Origin of the sequence: Micromonospora sp. GCM10011541 (genome assembly GCF_042650725.1) — a bacterium.
GTDB lineage: Bacteria > Actinomycetota > Actinomycetes > Mycobacteriales > Micromonosporaceae > Micromonospora > Micromonospora sicca.
Map to the genome: position 1 here is coordinate 233363 of NZ_JBHSBP010000055.1, position 22937 is coordinate 256299.

The 22937-nt window shown below is 74.1% G+C and carries 20 protein-coding genes; 12 read left to right on the forward strand and 8 right to left on the reverse strand.

Annotation, left to right across the window (positions count from 1 at the left end; genetic code table 11):
* Positions 1-102: 102 nt before the first annotated feature.
* The 10 genes from ACFOYX_RS23215 to ACFOYX_RS23260 all read left to right on the forward strand — a co-directional run bounded on the left by ACFOYX_RS23215 (position 103) and on the right by ACFOYX_RS23260 (position 14364).
* The gene (locus ACFOYX_RS23215) at positions 103-921 is read left to right on the forward strand and encodes an SAM-dependent methyltransferase (RefSeq protein ID WP_322440746.1); all 819 of its coding nucleotides are present in this window, start codon (positions 103-105) and stop codon (positions 919-921) included.
* Between the two features lie 6 nt (positions 922-927).
* Positions 928-3093 carry an EAL domain-containing protein gene (locus ACFOYX_RS23220; protein WP_322440745.1) on the forward strand — a complete coding sequence of 722 codons (2166 nt, stop codon included), beginning with the start codon at positions 928-930 and terminating at the stop codon, positions 3091-3093.
* A gap of 55 nt (positions 3094-3148) precedes the next feature.
* Positions 3149-3649 carry a DUF456 domain-containing protein gene (locus ACFOYX_RS23225; RefSeq protein ID WP_322440744.1) on the forward strand — a complete coding sequence of 167 codons (501 nt, stop codon included), beginning with the start codon at positions 3149-3151 and terminating at the stop codon, positions 3647-3649.
* A gap of 92 nt (positions 3650-3741) precedes the next feature.
* The gene (locus ACFOYX_RS23230) at positions 3742-4149 is read left to right on the forward strand and encodes a hypothetical protein (protein WP_322440743.1); all 408 of its coding nucleotides are present in this window, start codon (positions 3742-3744) and stop codon (positions 4147-4149) included.
* A 286-nt stretch (positions 4150-4435) separates the two neighbouring features.
* Entirely contained in the window at positions 4436-6028 is a 1593-nt protein-coding gene (locus tag ACFOYX_RS23235; RefSeq protein ID WP_322440742.1) for an amino acid permease, read from the forward strand.
* A 199-nt stretch (positions 6029-6227) separates the two neighbouring features.
* A complete protein-coding gene (locus ACFOYX_RS23240) occupies positions 6228-7592 on the forward strand; it encodes a glutamine synthetase family protein (RefSeq protein WP_109803958.1) in 1365 nt (454 codons plus the stop codon).
* Positions 7593-7706: 114 nt separating this feature from the next.
* Positions 7707-9062, forward strand: a complete 1356-nt coding sequence (locus ACFOYX_RS23245) for an aldehyde dehydrogenase family protein (RefSeq protein ID WP_322440741.1) — start codon at positions 7707-7709, stop codon at positions 9060-9062.
* A gap of 5 nt (positions 9063-9067) precedes the next feature.
* Positions 9068-9835, forward strand: coding sequence for a 3-oxoacyl-ACP reductase (locus ACFOYX_RS23250; protein WP_322440740.1), 768 nt, complete (start codon positions 9068-9070; stop codon positions 9833-9835).
* Positions 9832-10521 (forward strand): gamma-glutamyl-gamma-aminobutyrate hydrolase family protein, encoded by a 690-nt coding sequence (locus ACFOYX_RS23255; RefSeq protein WP_109804646.1) that lies wholly within the window; start codon positions 9832-9834, stop codon positions 10519-10521. Before ACFOYX_RS23250 ends, ACFOYX_RS23255 begins: the two co-directional genes overlap by 4 nt.
* Before the next feature lie 174 nt (positions 10522-10695).
* Positions 10696-14364 (forward strand): SpoIIE family protein phosphatase, encoded by a 3669-nt coding sequence (locus tag ACFOYX_RS23260; protein ID WP_322440739.1) that lies wholly within the window; start codon positions 10696-10698, stop codon positions 14362-14364.
* A 58-nt stretch (positions 14365-14422) separates the two neighbouring features.
* Here the strand turns inward: ACFOYX_RS23260 and ACFOYX_RS23265 are convergent, their stop codons facing one another.
* Positions 14423-14737, reverse strand: a complete 315-nt coding sequence (locus ACFOYX_RS23265; RefSeq protein ID WP_201749915.1) for an STAS domain-containing protein — start codon at positions 14735-14737, stop codon at positions 14423-14425.
* Positions 14738-14832: 95 nt separating this feature from the next.
* Here ACFOYX_RS23265 and map point away from each other — a divergent pair, with 95 nt between their 5' ends.
* The gene (gene map, locus ACFOYX_RS23270) at positions 14833-15690 is read left to right on the forward strand and encodes a type I methionyl aminopeptidase (RefSeq protein WP_322440738.1); all 858 of its coding nucleotides are present in this window, start codon (positions 14833-14835) and stop codon (positions 15688-15690) included.
* Positions 15687-16403: a VIT1/CCC1 transporter family protein gene (locus tag ACFOYX_RS23275; protein ID WP_322440737.1), complete on the forward strand. Its 717-nt coding sequence runs from the start codon at positions 15687-15689 to the stop codon at positions 16401-16403. The genes map and ACFOYX_RS23275 overlap by 4 nt, the downstream gene beginning before the upstream one ends.
* Before the next feature lie 19 nt (positions 16404-16422).
* Here the strand turns inward: ACFOYX_RS23275 and ACFOYX_RS23280 are convergent, their stop codons facing one another.
* From ACFOYX_RS23280 to ACFOYX_RS23310, 7 genes are all read right to left on the reverse strand, one after another.
* Positions 16423-17160, reverse strand: a complete 738-nt coding sequence (locus tag ACFOYX_RS23280) for a nucleotidyltransferase domain-containing protein (protein ID WP_322440736.1) — start codon at positions 17158-17160, stop codon at positions 16423-16425.
* A 131-nt stretch (positions 17161-17291) separates the two neighbouring features.
* Positions 17292-17786 carry a nitroreductase family deazaflavin-dependent oxidoreductase gene (locus ACFOYX_RS23285; RefSeq protein ID WP_322440735.1) on the reverse strand — a complete coding sequence of 165 codons (495 nt, stop codon included), beginning with the start codon at positions 17784-17786 and terminating at the stop codon, positions 17292-17294.
* 95 nt (positions 17787-17881) lie between these two features.
* Positions 17882-20596 (reverse strand): FtsX-like permease family protein, encoded by a 2715-nt coding sequence (locus ACFOYX_RS23290; protein WP_322440734.1) that lies wholly within the window; start codon positions 20594-20596, stop codon positions 17882-17884.
* Positions 20593-21324 carry an ABC transporter ATP-binding protein gene (locus tag ACFOYX_RS23295; RefSeq protein ID WP_322440733.1) on the reverse strand — a complete coding sequence of 244 codons (732 nt, stop codon included), beginning with the start codon at positions 21322-21324 and terminating at the stop codon, positions 20593-20595. Before ACFOYX_RS23295 ends, ACFOYX_RS23290 begins: the two co-directional genes overlap by 4 nt.
* A gap of 55 nt (positions 21325-21379) precedes the next feature.
* A complete protein-coding gene (locus ACFOYX_RS23300; protein ID WP_322440732.1) occupies positions 21380-21964 on the reverse strand; it encodes a PadR family transcriptional regulator in 585 nt (194 codons plus the stop codon).
* Between the two features lie 70 nt (positions 21965-22034).
* Entirely contained in the window at positions 22035-22484 is a 450-nt protein-coding gene (locus ACFOYX_RS23305) for a ferritin-like domain-containing protein (protein WP_109800759.1), read from the reverse strand.
* Positions 22481-22930 carry a hypothetical protein gene (locus tag ACFOYX_RS23310; protein ID WP_322440731.1) on the reverse strand — a complete coding sequence of 150 codons (450 nt, stop codon included), beginning with the start codon at positions 22928-22930 and terminating at the stop codon, positions 22481-22483. Before ACFOYX_RS23310 ends, ACFOYX_RS23305 begins: the two co-directional genes overlap by 4 nt.
* Between the last annotated feature and the right edge of the window lie 7 nt (positions 22931-22937).

Consider the following 22937-nt stretch of genomic DNA (forward strand, 5'->3'; position numbering starts at 1 on the left):
CCACCACTCGATCCGCGGGTCGGCCGGTGTCGCCTCCGCGTGCCCCCGCGCGCGCCGGAAATCGCCGCCGTTCCGCGCGCCGCGACGAACTGGGGCGAAGCGATGCAGATGCCGGACGGACCTCCCGCCGAGATCGACCTGACCCGGCCGAGCGCGGCCCGGGTGTACGACTACTTCCTCGGTGGCGCGCACAACTTCGAGATCGACCGGCAGCTAGCCGAGCAGATCGCGAGCATGACCCCGAACCTGGCCGCGACCATGCGCTCGGGTCGGGACTTCCTGCGCCGGGCCGTCCGCGTGCTGCTCGACGCCGGCATCGACCAGTTCCTCGACATCGGCTCCGGCATCCCGACCGTCGGCAACGTGCACGAGGTGGCCCAGGCGGCGAACCCGAAGGCCCGGATCGTCTACGTCGACATCGACCCGGTCGCCGTGGCGCACAGCCGGGAGCTGCTCGCCGGCAACGACCTCACCGCCGTCCTCCACGCCGACCTGCGCGAGCCGGAGCGGATCCTCGCCGAGGCCCGGGAGTCGGGCCTGATCGACTTCGACCGGCCGGTCGGCATCCTGCTCGCCGGGGTGGTCCACTTCGTCCCGAACGCCGACCGCCCCGGCGACCTCCTGGCCACCCTGCGGGCCGCCGCCGCGCCCGGTAGCTACCTGGTCGTCTCGCACTCCACCTTCGAGGACCAGCCGCAGGAGATGCTCGACGCGCAGCGACTGTCGGCGCGTACCGACACCGAGATCACGCTGCGGTCGCGCGCGGAGATCAGCTCCTTCTTCGGCGACTGGACGATCCTCGAACCGGGCGTGGTGCACATGCCGCTCTGGCGCCCGGACTCGCCGTCCGACGTGGACGAACACCCCGAGCGGTTCGGGGCCTTCGGCGGCGTCGCCCGGCACGACCAGCCCGCCGGCTGAGCCGACATGCAGGCCGCGCCGGTGTCCGGCGGGGAGGACTTCAGCCGGCCGGGCGCCCGGGCGTACGCCGCCGAGTGGGCTCGGGCGGTCCGCCGGCTCGGTTTCGTGCCGCTGAGCGCGGTCGAGACCGAGCGGCTGCTGCTCGTGCACACCGCACGGCTGGCCCAGGCCCTCCTCGCCCCGACGTTCTCCGCGCAGGCGGCGGAGCACGTCGGGCGGGCGCTGGTGGAGGCCCATCTCACCGAGCCCGGCGTGCTCGACTGGTCGGTACGCGCGCTCGGCGACCACTTCCTGGCCCGGGTGCTGCCCGGCCGGACGGAGTGGCCCGAGGCGGGGGAGCGGGTGACGGCGTCGCAGGGCGCGCTCTCCGCCGGCTTCGCCCGCGCGCTGCGCGACCGCACCTTCAGCCAGCAGGAGCGGATCGCCCGCTCGGCCTGGCAGGCCCGGGACGCGGTCGAGCAGGCGCTGCGGGACAGTGAGGCCCGGTTCCGGGCGGTGTTCACCGGCGCGGCGATCGGGATCGGCATCGCCGGCGTCGACGGCCGGGTCATCGAGGTCAACCAGTCCTTCGCCGACATGCTCGGCTACACGGTCGACGAGCTGCGCGCGATCAACGTCGCCTCGCTCTTCTACGCCGACGACGCGGCCGGCATGTGGGAGCTGTACCAGGAGCTGATCGAGGGTAAGCACGACAGCGTTCGGGTGGAGAAGCGCTACCTCCGCAAGGACGGCACGATCGTCTGGACCGACCTCGCCGTCTCGCTGATCCGGTACGACGACGGCCGGCCCCGGTTCACCGTCCCGATGATCGAGGACATCACCGAGCGGTACGAGCTCCAGCAGCGGCTGCGCTTCCAGGCGCTGCACGACCCACTCACCGGTCTGCCCAACCGGACGCTGTTCTTCGAGACGCTGGGCCGGGTCTTCGAGAGCGCAGCCGAGGAGCAGCGGGTCGGCATCTGCTTCCTCGACCTGGACGGCTTCAAGGCGATCAACGACAGCCTCGGCCACGACCTCGGCGACCTGCTGCTGATCGTGATCAGCCGGCGGCTCGCCGACTGCGTCGCCGGCCGCGGCCACCTGGTCGCCCGGATGGGCGGCGACGAGTTCGTCATCCTGGTCGACTCCGGCGGCGGCCTCGACGACGCGGTGGAGGTGGCCGAGTTGGCGCTGGCCGCGGTCTCCGCCCCGGTGCACGTCGGCGACCAGCAGCTCGCCGTCTCGGCGAGCATCGGCATCGTGGAGTGCCCGGCCGCGGAGACCAGCGTCTCCGAGCTGATGAAGGCCGCCGACACCACCCTGTACTGGGCGAAGGCGGAGGGGCGGGGCCGGTGGGCGGTCTACGACCCGGAGCGCAGCGCCGCCGACATCGCCCGCTCGGCGCTGGCCGCCGGCCTGCCGGCCGCGCTGGACCGGGGCGAGTTCGTGCTGCACTACCAGCCCATCGTGTCGCTGCTGGACGGCACGATGCTCGCGGTGGAGGCGCTGGTCCGCTGGCAGCACCCGGAGCTCGGGTTGATCGGGCCGGACCGGTTCATCGGGCTGGCCGAGGAGACCGGGCTGATCGTCCGGCTCGGCGCCTGGGTGCTCCGGCAGGCGTGCCGGGACGCCGAGGGCTGGCGGCGGGCGTATCCGGAGGCGGGGCTGGTGGTCAGCGTCAACCTGGCCGCCCGGCAGGCCGACGACCCGGCGATCGTGGACACGGTGGCCGAGGCGCTGACCAGGACCGGGCTCCCGGCGGAACTGCTGCAACTGGAGCTGACCGAGAGTGCGGTGATGGGCACCGCCGGGGAGCCGCTGCGGTCGCTGCACGAGCTGGCCGGGCTCGGCGTCCGGCTGGCCATCGACGACTTCGGCACCGGGTACTCGAACCTGGCGTACCTGCGCCGGTTGCCGATCCACTGCCTGAAGCTGGCGGGACCCTTCGTCGAGGGGATCCGGGCCGACGGGGCGGACGTCGCGGCCGACCACCGGGACGAGCGGATCGTCGACGCGCTGGTGCGGCTGGCGCACGCGCTGGAGCTCTGGGTCACCGCCGAGGCGGTGGAAACCGAGGTGCAGGCCGAGCGGCTGCGGGCGCTGCGCTGCGACACCGGGCAGGGACGCTGGTTCGGCGCACCGGTCCCGGCGGACCGGATCCGCGCCCGGCTCGCGGGAGAGGAGAGGCCGTGAGCGCGAGGAGTGAGCCGGTTTTGCGAGCCCCGCAGTCGCGAACTGAGGAGACGCCTTGAGTCTCACCGACACGCAGGCCGTGGTCTCGGTGGTGGCCGCGCTGGCCATCCTGGCCGGGCTGGCCGGGGTGGTGGTGCCCGGGCTGCCGGCGTTGCCGCTGTGCTGGGGCGGGGTGCTGGTCTGGGCGCTCTTCGGCGGTGCCGGCCCCGGCCGTTGGGCGGTGCTCGCCGCCGCCACGGTGGTCGCCGCCGGCGGCACGGTGGTGAAGTACCTCTGGCCCGGGCGGAACCTGAGGAGGACCGGGGTGCCCACGTCGTCCCTGCTGGCCGGGGGCCTGCTCGGGCTGGTCGGTTTCTTCGTGATCCCGGTGGTCGGCCTGGTGATCGGCTTCGTGGCGGGGGTGTGGGGCGCGGAACGGCTGCGGCTGGGCAGCAACCAGCTCGCCTGGCCGGCCACCGTGCAGGCGCTCAAGGCGGCCGGTCTGTCCATGCTGGTGGAGTTCCTCGCCGGCGTGGTGATCGCCGCCCTCTGGGTGGCCGGGCTGCTGCTCACCTGACCTCGGGAGGTAACGGGTCGATGGCTTCGAGGTTCCGGATGGGCAGCCGCCTCCAGGAGCTCAGCGGCGAGACGACGCTCTGAGTCGTCGCCGTGAATCTGGACGTCCTGTCGGGCTACACCCTCTGGGGTGGCGATGACCCAGATCGATTCCTGACGGTGGAGGATCGGCTGGTCCTGGCTCCAGACGACGAGGGCGGTCGCTACGACTTCTCCGGAACTCTGGAGGCACTCCGCGACCGCGACGTTCTCTGCGCACCACACTCCGGGATGGCGGCGGACTGCCTGGGAGCCGCGCTCGATCTCGGCCTCCAGTTCGGCGCCGAGTCGGTGGGCTACCAGCTGGCCCGGCACGGTCCACTGGATCGGCTGTACCGAGCGATATGGAAGGAGATCGACGAGTCGGAGCTCGACTACCTGGAGTGCGAGGCGGCGCTCGTCCGAGTGATCGAGTGGATGGAGGGCCTGGCGTGGGCCTGGCCTGCTCGTATCTGGACGTGATGGTGCGGCGGCGCGGGGTGCCCGGAAGGTACGGCGGATCGCCGTACGAGTGAGAGAGAGGTCGGCACCCCGCGCCGTCGCGGACCGGGCGTTGCCGAGCGCCCGGCGGTGGCCCGTCGTGATCGGGGCCTGGTCACGGGTCAAGGATGCGGCCGGGAGGGCCGGTCCGGCAACGGAATTAGCCGCCGCGGCGGTGAGATTCCCACGGCCGCCTTATTGACCGCCTTGATCGACCGGATCACACTTTGCGCACTCGTACCGGGGAACCACCTCGAGGAGGTGTGCAGTGGCCACGACGCCCGTGCCGACCGCCGAGCAACCGATGGACGACGACGCCCGACGGCTCGCCGAACTCGGCTACAAACAGGAGCTGCACCGCAAGTGGAGTGGCTTCTCCAACTTCGCCATCTCGTTCTCCATCATCTCGATCCTGGCCGGATGCTTCACCACGTTCGGGCAGGCGTGGAACAACGGCGGGCCGGTCGCCATCTCCTGGGGCTGGCCGCTGATCTCGCTGTTCATCCTGATCATCGGCTTCTGCATGGCCGAGTTGGTGTCCGCGTACCCGACCGCGGGCGGGATCTACTGGTGGGCGGCGACGATGGGCCGCCCGGTGCACGGCTGGTTCACCGGCTGGCTCAACCTGATCGGGCTGGTCGCGGTCACCGCGTCGGTGGACTACGGCTGCGCCACGTTCCTCAACCTCACCCTCTCCGCGCTCTTCGACGGGTGGGCGGGGACGCTGCATCAGACGTTCGGGCTGTTCGTGGTGATCCTGGCCCTGCACGGGCTGATCAACATCTTCGGCCACCGGATCATCGACGTACTGCAGAACGTCTCGGTCTGGTGGCACGTGGCCGGCGCGGCCGCGGTGGTGGCCATCCTGCTCCTCGTCCCCGACGACCACCAGAGCTTCCGGTTCGTCTTCACCGAGCGGTTCAACAACTCCGGCTTCGGCGACGGCGACACCGGTGGGCTGACCTTCTGGTTCTACGTGCTGCCGCTGGGCTTCCTGCTCACCCAGTACACGATCACCGGCTTCGACGCCTGCGCGCACGTCTCCGAGGAGACCCGCGACGCCTCGCAGGCCGCCGCCAAGGGGCTCTGGCGGTCGATCTTCTACTCGGCGGTCGGCGGGTGGATCCTGCTGCTGGCCTTCCTCTTCGCCGCCACCGACGTGGACGCGATCAACTCCGCCGGCGGATTCTCCGGGGCCATCTTCGAGACCGCGCTGACCCCGTTCTTCTTCAAGGCGGTCATCATCATCTCCACCATCGGGCAGTTCTTCTGCGGGATGAGCTGCGTGACCTCGATGTCCCGGATGGCGTACGCGTTCAGCCGGGACCGCGCGGTGCCGGGCTGGCGGCTCTGGTCCCGAGTGGATCGCAACGGCACCCCGGTCAACGCGATCATCGCGGCGACCGTGGCCGGCCTGCTGCTCACCCTGCCCGCCCTGTACAAGAACTCGGCCGGCATCCCGGTCGCCTTCTACGCGGTGGTCTCGGTCGCCGTGATCGGGCTGTACCTGTCGTTCCTGATCCCGATCTTCCTGCGGCTGCGGATGGGCAACCGGTTCGTCCCCGGCCCGTGGACGCTCGGCCCGAAGTACAAGCTGCTCGGCTGGATCGCGGTGATCGAGATCGCGGTCATCTCGATCTACTTCGTGCTGCCGATCGTCCCCGCCGGGGTGCCGGGCAACGCGGACTTCAGCTGGTCGGCGGTGAACTACGCGCCCATCGCGGTGGGCGGGTTGCTGCTGCTGGTCGCCGTCTGGTGGTACGCCTCGGCCCGGAAGTGGTTCACCGGCCCCCGCCGTACCGTCGACCTCCCGGCACCGCGCCCGGCCGCGGACGGCGCCCGGGCCGACGAGCCGGCCTGACGGACGCCGGACGCGCGGTTGCGTGGGGGCGGTATGCGCCCGGCACGGTTGCGGCACGCCGGTGGTGAAGCGGAGGACGTGGCCGTCGTCCGCCGCCGGCGTGCCGCGACCGTCGCGGTTCCCCGTTTGCGGTGGACCGGGTCGGGGGCATTGACGGTGATCCGGTTTGTCAGTAGACCTTGGTGATGGAGGCTCGCCCATGAGGAAAGCTCCGCTCTCGCTGGAAGAACTGCGGGTCGCCATCCGGGGCGGCGAAATCGACACGGTGGTGCTGGCCCTGACCGACATGCAGGGCCGGTTGCAGGGCAAGCGGTTCCACGCCCCGTACTTCCTCGACGAGGTGGTCTCCCACGGCAGCGAGGGCTGCAACTACCTGCTCGCGGTGGACGTCGACATGAACACCGTCGACGGGTACGCGATGTCGTCCTGGGAGCGTGGCTACGGCGACTTCGCGATGAAGCCGGACCTCACCACCCTGCGCCGGGTGCCCTGGCAGCCGGGCACCGCCATGCTCCTGGCCGACCTCGAGTGGCTGGACCGCTCCGGCCCGGTGGTCGCCTCGCCCCGGCAGATCCTGCGCCGGCAGCTGGACCGGCTGGCCGCCCACGGGCTGACCGCGTACGCCGGCACCGAGCTGGAGTTCGTGCTCTTCCGCGACTCGTACGAGGAGGCGTGGCGGCGCGGCTACCGCGACCTCACCCCGGCCAACCAGTACAACGTGGACTACTCGCTGCTCGGCACCGCCCGGGTGGAGCCGCTGCTGCGGCGCATCCGCACCGAGATGGCCGGCGCCGGGCTGACCCCGGAGAGCGCCAAGGGCGAGTGCAACCTCGGCCAGCACGAGATCGCCTTCCGGTACGACGAGGCGGTGGCCTGCGCCGACCACCACGTCATCTACAAGAACGGGGCGAAGGAGATCGCCGCCCAGGAGGGCATGTCGATCACGTTCATGGCCAAGCCGAACGCCCGCGAGGGCAACTCCTGCCACATCCACTTCTCGTTACGGGACCGGGACGGCCGCTCGGCGATGCTGGGCGACGGGCCGGCGCACCTGAGCGTGACCGGGCAGCGGGTGCTCGCCGGGCTGCTCGACAGCATGCGGGAGCTGAGCCTCTTCTTCGCCCCGAACGTCAACTCGTACAAGCGCTACCAGCCCGGCTCGTTCGCCCCGACCGCGCTGCGCTGGGGCACCGACAACCGCACCTGCGCGCTGCGGCTGGTCGGGCACGGGCAGGGCATGCGGGTGGAAAACCGGGCGCCCGGCGCGGACGTCAACCCGTACCTGGCGATCGCCGCCCTGGTCGCCGGCGCGGTGCACGGCATCGAGCGGGAGCTGGAGTTGGGCGAGGAGTGCACCGGCAACGCCTACGACGACCCGGCCGCCGACCGCGTCCCCGCCTCCCTCCGCGACGCCCTCACCCTCTGGCAGTCCTCCACCATTGCGAAGGACGCCTTCGGCGCCGAGGTGGTCGCCCACTACGCCAACCACGCGAAGGTCGAGCTCGCCGCCTTCGACGCCGCCGTCACCGACTGGGAACTGACCCGTGGCTTCGAACGCCTCTGACGCCGCCCCCGACTCCCCCGCGATCTTGCACTTGGGGTCCTTGGTTTGTGGTGGTGAGCGGCATTTGTCGGGGCGGCAACTGCAAGATCGCGGGGGAGAGGGGATGGTGGGGGCGTGAGTGAGGTCAGGAACCCGGCGACGGGGGAGGTCTTGGCGAGCGTGGCGGGGACGTCGCTTGCCGAGACCGATGCGGCGATCTCGCGGGCTGCCGCCGCGTATGAGGGGTGGCGGCACGTCGGTCCGGGGGATCGGGCGCGGGTGTTGCGGCGGTTCGCCGCGGTGGTGGACGCGCACCTGGAGGAGTTGGCGCTGCTGGAGGTGCGCAACGCCGGGCACACCATCGGCAACGCGCGGTGGGAGGCGGGGAACGTCCGGGACGTGCTGGACTACTACGCGGGGGCGCCGGAGCGGCTGACCGGGCGGCAGATCCCGGTGCCCGGCGGGCTCGACGTCACCTTCCACGAGCCGCTCGGCGTGGTCGGGGTGATCGTGCCGTGGAACTTCCCGATGCCGATCGCCGGCTGGGGCTTCGCCCCGGCGCTCGCCGCCGGCAACACCGTCGTGCTCAAGCCCGCCGAGCTGACCCCGTTGACCGCGCTGCGCCTGGCCGAACTGGCCCTCGAGGCCGGCCTGCCGGAGGGCGTGTTCACCGTGCTGCCCGGCGCCGGACGCCTGGTGGGGGAACGATTCGTCACCCACCCCGCCGTGCGCAAGGTCTGCTTCACCGGCTCCACGCAGGTCGGGACGCGGATCATGGCCGGCTGCGCCGAGCAGGTCAAACGGGTCACCCTGGAGCTGGGCGGCAAGTCCGCCAACCTGGTCTTCGCCGACGCCGACCTGGCCAGGGCGGCCGCCGCCGCGCCGTACGCGGTCTTCGACAACGCCGGCCAGGACTGCTGCGCCCGGTCGCGGATCCTGGTCCAGCGAACGGTGTACGACCGGTTCCTGGAACTGCTTGAACCGGCCGTGCGCGCCTTCCGGGTCGAGGACCCCTCCGCCGAGACCGCCGAGATGGGTCCGCTGATCTCCGCCGCCCACCGCGACCGGGTCGGCGGGTACGTCGACGGCGCGAAGGTGGCCTTCACCGGCTCGTGTCCCGACGGCCCCGGCTTCTGGTACGCCCCGACCGTCCTGCTCGCCGACTCGCCGGCCGACCGGCACTGGCGGGAGGAGGTCTTCGGCCCGGTGGTGTCGGTGCTCCCGTTCGACGACGAGGCCGACGCGATCCGGCTGGCCAACGACACCGAGTACGGGCTCTCCGGCTCGATCTGGACCCGCGACGTGGGCCGCGCCGTCCGGGTGGCGCGGGCGGTGGAGGCCGGCAACCTCAGCGTCAACTCGCACTCCTCGGTGCGCTACTGGACCCCGTTCGGCGGGATGAAGCGCTCCGGCCTCGGCCGGGAACTGGGTCCGGACGCGCTGCACGCCTTCACCGACGTCAAGAACGTGTTCATCTCGACAGAGGAGTGATCGCAGTGCAGGGACGGCTACAGGACCGGGTCGCCGTGGTGACCGGGGCGGGCAGTGGGATCGGGTTGGCCACGGTGCGGCGGTTCGCCGCCGAGGGGGCCCGGGTGGTCTGCGTCGACATCGACCCGGAGGCGGGCAAGCGGGCCGCCGACGAGGTGGGTGGGGAGTTCGTGGCCTGCGACGTGGCCGACGAGGCGGCGGTGCGGGACCTCTTCGACGGGGTGGTGGCGCGGCACGGTCGGGTCGACGTCGCGTTCAACAACGCCGGCATCTCCCCGCCCGACGACGACTCCATCCTGGAGACCGGGCTGGACGCCTGGGAGCGGGTGCTGCGGGTCAACACGACCAGCGTCTACCTCTGCTGCAAGCACGTCATCCCGCACATGCGCCGGCAGGGCAAGGGCTCGATCATCAACACCGCCTCGTTCGTCGCGCTGATGGGGGCGGCCACCTCGCAGATCGCGTACACGGCGAGCAAGGGCGGGGTGCTGGCGATGACCCGGGAGCTGGGCGTGCAGTTCGCCCGGGAGGGCATCCGGGTCAACGCTCTCTGCCCCGGCCCGGTCGCCACCCCGCTGCTGCTGGAGCTGTTCGCCGCCGACCCGGAGCGGGCCGCCCGCCGGCTGGTGCACGTGCCGATGGGCCGGTTCGGTCAGCCGGCGGAGATCGCCGCCGCGGTGGCCTTCCTGGCCAGCGACGACTCGTCGTTCATGACCGCCGCGCAGTTCGTGGTGGACGGCGGGATCACCGGCGCGTACGTGACCCCGCTGTGAGCCGTCCGCTCATCGGGATCACCGCGTACGTCGAGCCGGCCGGCTGGGCGGTGTGGCGGGACGTGCCCGCGGCGCTGGTGCCGCAGGCGTACGTCCGGGCGGTCACCGCCTCCGGCGGCCGGGCCGTGCTGCTGCCCCCGGACGACCTCGACGCGGACGTGGTGGGGGTGCTCGACGGGCTGCTCCTCGCCGGTGGCGCCGACGTCGGCGCGGAGCGGTACGGCCGGCCGCCCGATCCGCGTACCGAGAGCCGCCCCGACCGGGACGCGGGCGAGCTGGCCCTGCTCACCGCGGCGCTCGCCGCGGACCTGCCGGTGCTCGGCGTGTGCCGGGGGATGCAGCTCCTCGCGGTCGCCCACGGCGGGGCGCTGCACCAGCACCTGCCGGACGTGGTCGGTCACGACCGGCACCGGCCGGCGCCCGGGGTCTACGGCGCGCATCCGGTGCGGTTCGCCCCCGGCAGCCTGACCGGGTCGGTGCTGGCCGGGGTGGACCGGGTCAACTCCTACCACCACCAGGGGGTGGCCGACCCGGGTGACCTGGTGGTCACCGGGTGGGCCGACGACGGGGTGGTGGAGGCGCTGGAGGATCCGCGGCGGCGTTTCCTGCTGGGCGTGCAGTGGCATCCGGAGAACGATCCGGACCCGCGCCCGGTGGCCGCCCTGGTCCGGGCCGCTCACCACTAGCAGCCGAACGTGTTGCCCGGATCACACCGTCGGTGGTCGCGTCAGGATGAGGCTCGGGTAACCAGCGACCGTCGGCCGCAATGCGTTACGTTGCTCCTCCATCGGGGTAATAGGCGGGGACGGTCGGCGAGATCTCGCCGACCGTCGCGGACGTTGGCCTGAGCGGGAGGCTGCATGAGCTCGGCCCAGGGGGGCGAGGGCGGGCGAGGCTCGTTCTCGGGGACCGGCGAGGCGGAGTTGCCACCACTGTTGACCGCGGCCTTCGCCGCCGGCGGCGAGATGGGTCAGCGGCTGCACGCCTTCGACTGGTCCACCACTCCGCTGGGCGCGCCGGAGGCCTGGCCCCCGGCCCTCTGCCACGCCGTCAGCATGATGCTCTCCTCCCGGGCCCAGATCGTGATGTTCTGGGGCGAGGACCACCGCGCCTTCTACAACGACGCCTACCGGCCGACCATCGGGGCGAAGCATCCGGCGGTGATCGGGCAGCCGGCCCGGGTCCACTGGGTGGAGACCTGGGAGGTGCTCGGGCCGCTGCTGGAGGGGGTACGGCGCACCGGCGAGCCGTACCGGGGCGAGAACCACCCCTTCGTCATCGACCGGCACGGCTTCCTCGAGGACGTCTACTTCGACGTCTCCTACGATCCGATCCGGGACGCCGACGGCACGGTCAAGGGCGTGTTCTGCTTCGTCAACGAGACCACCGGTCGGGTGGTCGGCGAGCGCCGGCTGCGGGCCCTGGCCGAGCTGGGCTCCCGACTCGCCGACGTGCAGAGCATGCGGGAACTCGGCCGGGTCGCGGCCCGGGTCCTCGACGGATACCGGACGGACCTGCCGTTCAGCCTGCTCTGGCTGTACGACGCCGCGGGCAGCCCGGTGCTGACCGGCTGCGCCGGCGTCGACCCCGGCCGGGTCGTCGGGGGGCCGCCGGAGCCGCCGGCAGCCGCCGCGGACGCCTCGGGGAAGACCCGACCGGTGCCGGTGGGCGACCTGCTCGACGGGCTGCCGCCGGACGCCGCCGAGCACGCCCTGGTGCTGCCGATCACCGCGACCAACGAGCCGGCCGGCGTGCTGGTGCTCGGGCTCGCCCGCCGGCTTCCGCTCACCGACGACTACCTCGACTTCACCGACCTGGTGGCGGCGCAGATCTCCCGCGCGGTCGGCAAGCAGCGGGCGTACGAGCAGGAGCGCGCGCGGGCCGCGGAACTGGCCGCGCTGGACCGCGCCAAGACCAACTTCTTCACCAACGTCAGCCACGAGTTCCGCACCCCGCTGACGCTGGTCCTGGGGCCGCTGGAGGACCTGCTCGCCGAGCCCGGCCTGCCCGCCGAGTACACCGAGCGGCTGACCATGATGCACCGCAACGCGCTGCGGCTGCTCAAGCTGGTCAACACCGTGCTGGACTTCTCCCGGCTGGAGTCCGGGCGGCTGGCCGCCCGGTACCAGCCCACCGACCTCGCCGACTACACCTCCCGGCTGGCCAGCACCTTCCGCTCGGCGATCGAGCGGACCGGGCTGCGCCTGGTGGTGGACTGCCCGCCCCTGCCCGCGCCGGTCCACGTCGACCGGGACATGTGGGAGAAGATCGTCCTCAACCTGGTCTCGAACGCCGTCAAGTTCACCTTCGACGGTGAGATCCAGGTCCGGGTACGCGCGGTCGACGGAGCCGCCCGGGTGGAGGTCGTCGACACCGGCGTCGGCATCGCGCCGGAGGAGCTGCCGCACGTCTTCGAGCGGTTCCACCGGGTGCCGGGCGTCCGGTCGCGCACCCACGAGGGCACCGGGATCGGGCTGGCGCTGGTCCGCGAACTGGTCGAGATGCACGGCGGCACGGTCGAGGTGCGCAGCCGGGTCGACGAGGGGACCACCTTCGCCGTGACCGTCCCGTTCGGGCACGGGCACCTGCCCGCCGACCGGGTGGTCACCCTCGCCCCGGTGCCGCTGACCGAGCCGGAGCAGGCCCGGCTCTACGTCGCCGAGACCGTGCTCTGGACCGACCCGGTCGGGCCGCCCGCCGAGCTGCCGCAACGGGTCGACGCGCCCGCCGGCGGCGGGCGGATCCTGGTCGCCGACGACAACGCGGACCTGCGCGAACACGTCACCCGGCTGCTCGCCCAGGCCTACGAGGTGGTGGCCGTGCCGGACGGCGTGGAGGCGCTCCGGCTGGCCGTCGACGCCCCGTTCGACCTGGTGCTGACCGACGTGATGATGCCGCGGCTGGACGGCTTCGGGCTGGTCACCGCGCTGCGCGCGAACCCGGTCACCCGGCACGTGCCGATCGTGCTGCTGTCCGCCCGGGCCGGCTCGGCCGAGGCGGTCGCCGGGCTCTCGGTCGGCGCCGACGACTACCTGACCAAGCCCTTCTCCAGCGAGGAGCTGATCGCCCGGGTCCGGGCCAACGTCGAACTCGGCCAGCTGCGCGGCCAGATCATCCGGCGGCTGCACGCGCTGGCCGACGCGGCCGTGGCGATCAACACGGCCCGCTCCACCGCCGACGTGGTGGAGGTCGCCGCCCGGCACGCGCTCAGCCTGGCCGAGGCGGCCCGGGTCGTGGTCACCACCACCGGGGCCCGCTACGAGGCGGACGGCGGCGGCGAGGTGGGCACCGAGCCGACGGTGGTGCTGCCGCTCACCGGCACCACCGGCGGGCAACTCGGCGAGCTGCGGGTCTGGCGCCGCGACGGGGACGGCACCGAGCAGGCCGCGCTGACCCAGCTGGCCCGGCTGGTCGGCGTACGGCTGGAGAACGCCCAGCTCTACGAGGCCGAGCACCGGATCGCCACCACCCTCCAGCACAGCCTGCTGCCGCGTACGCTGCCGCAGCTGCCCGGCGCCATGGTGGCCAGCCGGTACCTGCCGGGCAGCGCCGACGTCGAGGTCGGCGGCGACTGGTACGACGTCATCGGCGCCGCCGACGACGAGCTGGTGCTGGTGATCGGCGACGTGGTGGGCAAGGGCGTCCGGGCCGCCGCCGCGATGGGCCAGCTGCGCAACGCGCTGCGGGCGTACGTCCTGGAGGGCTTCGACCCGGGCCAGGCGCTGACCCGGCTGAACCGGCTGGTCGGCTCCACCGAGCACGGCTCCTTCGCCACCGTCGTCTGTCTCCGGTTCTCTCCCCGCACCGGCCGGCTGCGGTACGCCAGCGCCGGTCACCCGGCTCCGCTGCTGATCCGCGGAGACGACGCGGCCCTCCTGCACGACCGGGCCCTCGGACCGCCGATCGGGGCGGTCCCGGAGGCGGCGTACCGGACCGTCGAGGGTGAGTTGGCCCCCGGCGATCGTCTGCTGCTCTACACCGACGGCCTGATCGAGGACCGGGAGCTCGGCCTCGACGCCGCGCTGGACCGGCTCCGGCTGGCCGCCGCCAGCCGCGGGGAGCACGTGGCCGACCTGGTCGACGCGGTGGTCGAGCGGGTGGCCGAACGGCCCCGGCACGACGACGTGGCGGTGCTGGCCCTGGAGGCGGTCGCGCTGAACCGGTTCGCGCTGCGGCTGCCGGCCGACCCGACCCGACTCAGCGTGCTGCGCAAGCGGTTGGAGGACTTCCTCGTCGCCCACCGGGTGGGCGAGGACGACCTGTTCGACCTCACCGTGGCGATCTCCGAGGCCGCCGCGAACGCCATCGAGCATCCGCTGTCGCCGGCCGAGCCGGTGATCGGCGTGGAGGTGACGATCGAGGGCCGGACGGTGGTCGCCACGGTCCGGGACAGCGGGCGGTGGCGGGAGTCCGTCGGGGCGGGCTTCCGGGGCCGGGGACTAGCGCTGATCCGGGCGCTCGGCGACCTGACGGTCCGGCGTACCGCCGAGGGCACCGAGCTGGCGCTGCGCCGGCAGTTGCGCGACTGAGCCGACCAGCCGGCGGCGGGGGGCGGTGGGGCTGGCCGGGCGCGCGGGCTGCCGGGGCTCAGGCCGGCTGGAGCCACTCCTGCTCGCCGAGGCCGGAGATCTCCAGCACCCGGCGGACCTGCCGGGACGGCAGCACGGTCAACGCGCCGGGGAACCGCTGGGCGAGCCGGACCAGGGCGTGGATGGCCGCCGAGTCGAAGAAGGTGACCGCGCGGAGGTCGAGCGTCACGTGCCCGGCCGGCTCCCGCAGGGCGGTCTGCAGCATGGTGTCGGCGGTGGCCATGTCGACCTCGCCGGTCACCAGCACACGGAGCTGATCACCGTCGACCTCCGCCGTCGCGGAGAAGACGGGAGGTGCGCCCCCTAGATCCACGGAGCCACAATGGCACAGCCGGTCGGGCGCGGCAACAACCCGCGCGAGCAGGCCGTGGCGGGGGTCACGCCGACGCGCAGCGATAGGCTGTCGGCATGACCGTCCGTGCGCCGCTGACCCCAGGCACACTCTCCCCGTGGCGACCGGTGCCTGCCCACATCGCCCGTCCGGAGTACGTGGGCAAGAAGCGCCCCCAGGAGTGGCGCGGCTCGCACGTGCAGACGCCGGAGACCATCGAGAAGATGCGGATCGCGGGCCGGCTCGCCGCCCAGGCCACCCAGCTCGCCGGGGAGCACTGCAAGCCGGGCGTGACCACCGACGAGATCGACCGGGTGGTGCACGAGTTCCTGGTCGACCACGGCGCCTACCCGTCGACGCTGGGCTACAAGGGCTTCCCGAAGTCCTGCTGCACCAGCCTGAACGAGGTGATCTGCCACGGGATCCCCGACTCGACGGTGCTCACCGACGGCGACATCATCAACGTCGACGTCACCGCCTACCTCGACGGGGTGCACGGGGACACCGACGCGACGTTCTGCGTGGGCGAGGTGAGTGAGGAGGCGCGGCTGCTGGTCGAGCGGACCCACACGGCGATGATGCGGGGCATCAAGGCCGTCGCCCCGGGTCGGCAGATCAACGTGATCGGCCGGGTCATCGAGTCGTACGCCAAGCGGTTCGGCTACGGCGTGGTCCGCGACTTCACCGGCCACGGCATCGGCGAGACGTTCCACAGCGGCCTCTACGTGCCGCACTACGACAGCCCCCGGCCCACCGACATCATGGAACCGGGGATGACGTTCACCATCGAGCCGATGATCACCCTCGGCACCCACCAGTACGACATGTGGGACGACGGCTGGACGGTGGTCACCAAGGACCGGAAGTGGACCGCCCAGTTCGAGCACACCATCGTCGTGACCGACGACGGCTACGAGATCCTGACGCTCCCGTGACCGAGACCCCGGCCGCGCTGCGCGAGGCGCACCACGCGGACGTGTCCGGCGGCTGGCTGCGGCCCGCCGTGTTCGGCGCGATGGACGGACTGGTCACCAACATCGCCCTGATCGCCGGCGTCGGCGGCGGGGGCGTCTCCCCGCGCAGCGTCGTGCTCACCGGCGCCGCCGGGCTGGTCGCCGGCGCCATCTCGATGGGCCTGGGGGAGTACACCAGCGTCCGGTCGGCCAACGAGCAGGTCGCCGCCGAGGTGGCCAAGGAGCGGCGCGAGCTGGAGCGGCACCCCGAGGCGGAGGCCCGCGAGCTGGCCGAGGCGTGGGTGGCCCGCGGGCTGCCGCGGGACCTCGCGGTGCAGGTCGCCGAGGCGGTCCGGCGCAACCCGGAGGAGGCGCTGCGGATGCACGTCCGGGAGGAGCTGGGCGTCGACCCCGACGAGCAGCCGAGCCCGTGGGCCGCGGCGGTCTCGTCGTTCCTGTGCTTCTCCGTCGGCGCCCTGGTCCCGCTGCTGACCTACCTGCTCGGCTTCACCAGTCTCTGGCTGGCGCTCGGCGTCGGCGGGGTGGGGCTCTTCGTGGCCGGGGCGGTCGTCGCCCGGTTCACCAACCGCCCCTGGTGGACCAGCGGTCTGCGTCAGCTCCTGCTCGGCGCCGCCGCCGCCGGCGCGACGTACCTGGTCGGCGCCTTCATCGGCGTCCAGGGCGGCATCGGCTGACCCGACCCGGGTGGCGTGGTCAGGCGTCGAGGAGATCGTCGACCGTGCCGTCGACGGGGCGGCCACGGGCCGCCAACTCCTCGGCCTGGCGGGCCAGCACCGCGCCGATCTCGGTCATGTCCGCCCCGGCCAGCCCGGTACGCCGGACCGCGTCCCCCGGGTCGCGGAAGTAGGTGCGGCTGAGCAGCCCGTTCACCGTGGCCGCCGCCAGCCGCGCCTCGCCGAGCATCAGCAGCGCCTGGTCCGTCTCGTACCACTCGGCGAGCCGGGCGGCGCGGGCGTGCGCGGCGCTGCCCCGGTACCACGCCTGCCGGGCGGCGGTGCTGAACTCGGCCGGCCGGGCCCGGGCCAGCCGGGCCAGGTGCTCGTCGCGCAGGCCGCGCAGCCACCCGGTCGGGTCGTGCAGCGCCCGGGTGGTGACGTACCGATCGGCGGTCAGCGGCCAGAGCGCGGAGATCGTGCGGGCCTGCCGCAGGTAGTCGTCGGCCCCGGCGACGGTCAGGTCGACCAGCACCCCGTCCACCCGGCGGGTGGCCGGGGCCGGACCGTTGTCCGGCCGGTACGTGGCGAGCAGCAGCCCGACCTCGCCGTCCCCGCCGCCGTCGTCGTCGCCGTGGGCCAGCGGGCCGTGCACCGCGACGGCGAGGATGTCCGCCGGGAACCGGCGCAGCGCCGCGGCGCTCACCCGCTCGGCGACCCGCCACCGTGGATCGTCCAGGTGCGGGTCGGTCCCCAGCTCCACGTCGCTGGTGTCCACCGGTCACCTCCGTCCACCCGGGGACCACCGGCCCGGGGCGTCGCCGTCCGGGGTGCCCGCTGCGCGCCGGCCGCCCGCCGTTCCCACCCTAGCCACGCCGCTGCGCCGGGCCCGGGTGGCGCGCCCGGAAGTCAGGACGGGTCGGCGCCGGTCCGTTCCGCGTCGACCGGGACCAGCCGGAAGATCCAGATCTCCCGGCCGCCGGCCCGCTCCACGTACGTCCGGTACGCGGGCCACTCGGTGACCAGCAGCTGCCACAGCCGGTCCCGCTCCGCGCCGGTGGCCACCTCGGCGCGTACCGCGACGCGGCGCCCCTTGACGTCCACCTCGGCGCCCGGCTGGGCGAGCAGGTTCATCGCCCAGCCGGGCTGGTGCCGCTGCCCCCAGTTCGACCCGATCACCACGTACCCGTCGCCGTCCGGCACGTACAGCAGGGGGTTGCTGCGGGGCTGACCGGAGCGACGACCGGTGGTGGTGATGACCAGGGAGGGCACCAGGCCCAACGCGACCACCCGGCCCTTCGTGAGCCGGCCGACCAGCCGGTCGGCGGGGACGAGCAGGCGCAACGTGGCGCCGAACCACTTCTGGTGGCCGAGCCGGCGCGTGAGGGTTCCCAGGACGGACACGGGCCCAGTCTGCCGGTTCCGCCGCCGTGGCGGCACCCACGCGCGGCCCACGCACTCGTGGGCGGCCCGGAGCGGCCGGTCCACATCGGAGCCCGTCACTCCAGCCGGCGCTCCACGGGCAGCCGGGACCGGGTCATGAGCCCCGCCCCGAGCATCGCCAGCAACGGGACCACCACCAGCACGCCGAGGGTCAACCAGGGCACCACCACCGGGTACGGCGTCTCGACCGGCCAGGCCGCGGCGTACCGGCGGTTCACCGAGGAGAGGATGATCAACGCCGAGCCGAGGCCGGCGACGATGCCCAGCGCGGAACCGAGCACCGCGATCACGCCGGCCTGGCAGAGTGACAGGACCCGGCGTACCCGTGGGCTGGCCCCCACCGCCGCCAGGGTGGACAGATCCCGACGCCCCTCGGCGGCGGCGAGCCCGGTGGCCACCCCGGCCGCGCCCAGGGTGATCACGCCGGCGCCGACGGCCAGCAGGAGCAGCAGCGGCCGCCGGTCCGAGTACGGGTGGTCCTGCTCCACCTGCACCTGCAGCGAGGCGAGCCGCGGCAGGTCGGCCACGAGTCGTTCCTGCTGCGCCACCGTCGGCGGCCCGGTGGTGTCGACGGCGTAGCCGAGCTGCTCGCCCGTCAGGCCGATCCGGGCCGCCGCCGCGGCGGAGAGGAATAGCCGGTCGACCGGCAGGCCCCCGCGCAGCGCGTAGCCGGGCAGGGTGGCGGTGACGGTGGCCGGCGGGTCCTGGCCGGCGGAGCTCCGGCTGGCGGTGACGGCCACCCGCCCGTCGACCACCTGCCGCGGGTCGTTCACCACCACCCCGCCGGCCCGCAGCACCCGGGTCGCGGCGGCCACCTCGGCGGCCGGGGCGCCGGTGAGCACGGGCAGGGCCGAGCCGTCGTCCACCAACGCCGGCAGGTAGAGGCCGTCCGGGCTGCGCGACGGCCGCGCGCAGCGCGGGTCGGCGAGGGCCCGCCGGCGCCCGTCGGCGGTCAGGTACCCGGTCAGCTCGTACGGGCACTCCCGGTCCGGCGGGACCACCGCCGCCACATTGCAGTAGTCCTCGGGGGACGTCGGCGCGGCGCAGGCGGGCACGTCGACCCGGGCCACCGTGCCGTCGGGCAGGACGGCCCGGACCCTCTCGGCCACCTGCGCCGCCGGCGGCAGCTCGGCAGCGCCGGAGTCCGACCGCAGCAGCAGCACGTTGCCGGGTGGGATGCCGGGCTGCCAGTCCGCCCGGGCCCGGGCCTCGTCGCTGGCCACGTAGACGCCGAGGGCGACGCTGCCGGCGACCGCGGCCATCACCGCGGAGATGGCCGGGGCGGCGGAGGAGCGGTTGCGGCTCGCGTCGCGCAGCGCGAGCCGCGGCGCCAGCGGCAGCAGCCGGCCGGCCCCGGCGAGCAGCCCGATCAACGTCGGGGTGCCGAAGACCAGTCCGAGCTCGCCGAGGATCAGCCCGGCCAGGATCACCGTCGGGGTGGTGCTGGCCGCGCCGAGCCCGGCGACGGCGGCGCCGCCGAGGGTGAGCAGCACCCCGACGACCAGCCAGCGCCGCCGGTGCCGGGGCGGGGTGCGCCGTCCGGCCAACCCGGCCACCACGTCCTCGCGGGCGGCGGCCCAGGCCGGAGCCAGCGCCGCGAGCACCCCGGCGAGCACCGCGACCGCGCCGATCGCGGCCAGCGCGGCCGGGAAGACGCGGTACCCGCCGGACCGGGCAGCGGTGACGTACTGCTCGACCAGCGGCCGGCCGGCGAACGCCGCGGCGGTGCCGAGCAGCAGCCCGAGCGCCGCCCCGCCGGCGCCGAGCACCACCCCGTCTGCCAGCACCACCCGGCGCAGGTGCACGTGGTCCCCGCCGGCCACCGCGACCAGCGCGAGGTCCCGGCGCCGCCGCCGTACGCCGACCGCGAAGGCCGGCCCGACCAGCAGCACCACCTCCAGCAGACCGAGGCCGCCGACCAGCACCGCGTTGCCCGTGTCCGCCGCGTCCGGCAGCGGCGTGCCGTCGCCGGCGGCGTCGTCCCGGCCGGGAACGGCGGTGCGGGCGGTCACCGTCACGCCCCGCGCGTTCAGCCGGTCCACCAGCGCCGGGTCCAGCCGCCCGGGCACGTCCACCAGCCAGCTCTCGTCCGCCGGCCCGACCGGCCCGGCCGGCGCCTCCGGGCGCACCGCGACCACCTCGCGCAGGTTGTCCGGGAACTCCACCACCCCGACGACCCGGTACGGCCCGCCGCCGTCCGCGGTGCGGACCGTGCCGCCGAGCGGCACCTCCAGGCGGCGCAGGGCCCGCTGGCTGACCGCGATCTCGGTGGGCTCGGCCGGCGGCCGGCCGGCGCGCAGCCTGGCCAGCGGCCGGGCGACCGGATCGGTCAGGTCCAGGCTCCGCGCGTCGAACGACACGTTCCGGTCGTCGATCCGTACCTCGAACGGCACCCACCAGCGGACCCGGCTGACCCGGCTGCCCGCGGGCAGCAGCGCGCTGATCTCGGCGGCGGCCACCGGACGGGTACGCGGCACCGACTCGCCCTGGGCCGGCCAGGAACTCTCCCCCCAGGCGTCCTGGACCAGCGCGTTCTCGGCCGACCAGCGCAGCTCCGCGTCGGCGCCCCCGAGCCGCCGGTCCAGCTGTTCCGCCCGGGTCAGCTCCGCCATGTCCCAGCTCACCGCGGTGAAGCTGAGCACCAGCACCGGCAGCGTGATCATCGCCAGCACCAGCGCGGTACGACCACGGGCCCGCCGTGCCTCCCGCCGCGCGATGCGCAGCGCCACCAGCCACGAGCCGACCGCCCCGGCGAACCGGCCCCGACTCACCGCCCGCTGCCGGTCAGCAGCTGCTCGACGCCGACCAGCGGCGCCGTCGAGTCGACCAGCACCCCGTCCCGGAGGAAGACCACCCGGTCCGCCCAGCCGGCGTGCCGCGCCTCGTGGGTGACCAGCACCCCCGCCGCGCCGGCGTCCACCCGGCGGCGCAGCAGGTGCAGCACCGCCTCCCCGGCCTGCGAGTCGAGCGCACCGGTCGGCTCGTCGGCGAGCACCAGCCGGCGCTCGCCCACCAGGGCCCGGGCGATCGCCACCCGCTGCTGCTGACCACCGGACATCTGGTCCGGGAAGCGGTCGCCCAGCCCGGTCAGGTCCACCTCGGCGAGCGCGGCCAGGGCCAGCCTGCGGGCCTGCCGGACGCCCGTCCCGTCGAGTTCCAGCGGCAGCGCGACGTTCTCCGCCGCGGTGAGGCTGCCGAGCAGGTTGAGATCCTGGAAGACGTAGCCGACCCGCCGCCGCCGCAGCCGGGCCAGCTCCCGGCGGTCCAGCCGGCCGAGCGCCGCCCCCTCGACCAGCACCTCGCCGGTGGTGGGGCGGTCCAGCCCGCCGGCGAGCGAGAGCAGGGTGGACTTGCCGGAGCCGGAGGGGCCCATCACGGCGACCAGCTCACCGGGGCGGACCGTGAGGCTGACCCCGCGCAGCGCGTGCACGGCGGCCTCCCCGGCGCCGTGGGTCCGGTACACGTCCCGCAGCTCCAGCACCGCGCCCGCTTCGCTCACCGGACCGTCTCCGTTCGCGACTGCGGGGCTCGCAGGCCCGGCTCGCTCCTCGCGCTCACCGGCGGACCTCCTGGTCGGTGCGGTCCACCGCCCCGGCGTCGGGCGCCGGCGGACGGGACGGCGCGGGGCGGTAGCGGACCAGGCTCGTCTCGCAGTGGTCGAGCCAGCGGATCTCCGCCTCGGCCTGGAAGACCATCGCGTCCAGCACCAGCCGCCAGGGCAGGTCCTCCGGCTTGTCGCTGGTGTACTTCAGCCGGGTCAACTCCTGCAACGCCCGCATGGTGGCGCTGCGCTGGGTCTGCACCACCGCGCGGACGTCCACGCCCGGGGTGGTCAGCGCCAGGGCCAGCTTGATCGCCAGTTCGTCCCGGGGCCGGTCGGTGCGGCTGATCGGGGTGGCGAACCAGAGCGCCAGGTCCGCCCGCCCGGCGTCGGTGATCTCGTACGGCCGCTGCCCACCCTCGTGCTCCGGCAGCGGCCGGACCAGGCCGTCCCGCTCCAGCCGGGAGAGGGTGGTGTAGACCTGCCCGATGTTCAGCGGCCAGGTCGAGCCGGTCGACTCCTCGAAGGCGGCGCGCAGCTGGTAGCCGTACATCTGGCCGCGTTCGAGCAGGGCGAGCAGCCCGTGACGGATGGACATGGAAACGGAGTATGCATACCTGGTATGCGACCCGCAACCGGAACGCCCGCACCGTGAGCTGGGGCTCCGCTCAGACCGGGCGGCCGGGGAAGGGGACGGTGAGCGGGGTCACCCCGGCCGTCCGCCGCCACCGGGTGGCGCGCAGCGCGCAGTCGGTCAGCGCGGCCAGCGCGCGGTTCCGGTCGGTGCCCGTCGTGTGCGGCAGGGCGGCCCGCCAGAACCCGGCCGTCCGCTCCTCGACCTCGACGGCCAGCTTGAGCGCGCTCGCCCGGTCGGTCACCGGGTAGGGCAGGGCGTACCCGGCCCGGTCGGCGGGGACCTGACCGCCGCCGGAGCTGAGCTGGAGGATCAGGGCGTCGCGGCGGGACCGGTGGGCCGCCTCGGCGGCGCGGGCGGCGGTCCGCGCGGCCTCGGCGAGGCGGACGCCGATCACGCCGTACGCCCAGATCGCCGCGTACTCGGCGGTGAGGGCGGCGGCGAGGGCCTCGGCGGGCCCGGCGGGTGCGGTACGCGGGATCACTTCAGCACCTCCAGGTGGGTCGCCCGGGCGGCGGCGATGGAGCCGAGCAGCGCGGCCCGCTCGGCCGGCGCGGTCGCGCACGCCTTCGCGGCGTTGTCCCGCCCGGCCCGCTCGGCCTCGCGTAGCCCGGGCAGCGGGTCGGCGGGGTCCGCGTCCCCGGACGGCGTGCCGCTCGGCGCGCCGGACGGCAGCGGGCGGCCGATCACCCGGCGCAGCTCGTCGGCGTGGGCCTGGTGGGCGTCGGCGATCGGGGTCAGCCGGTCGGCCAGGGCCGGGTCGGCGGCGATCGCGGCCCGATGCCGGGCGGCCAGCTCGGCCGCCTCGGCGGCCAGCGGCTCGAGCGGATCGGGCGGCGGCGGCTTGTCGTCGCCCCGGTCGAAAAGATCACAGCCGGTCAGCGGTACGGCGGCACCGCCGACCACCACCAGCGCTCCGGCGCGCAGCACGTTTCGC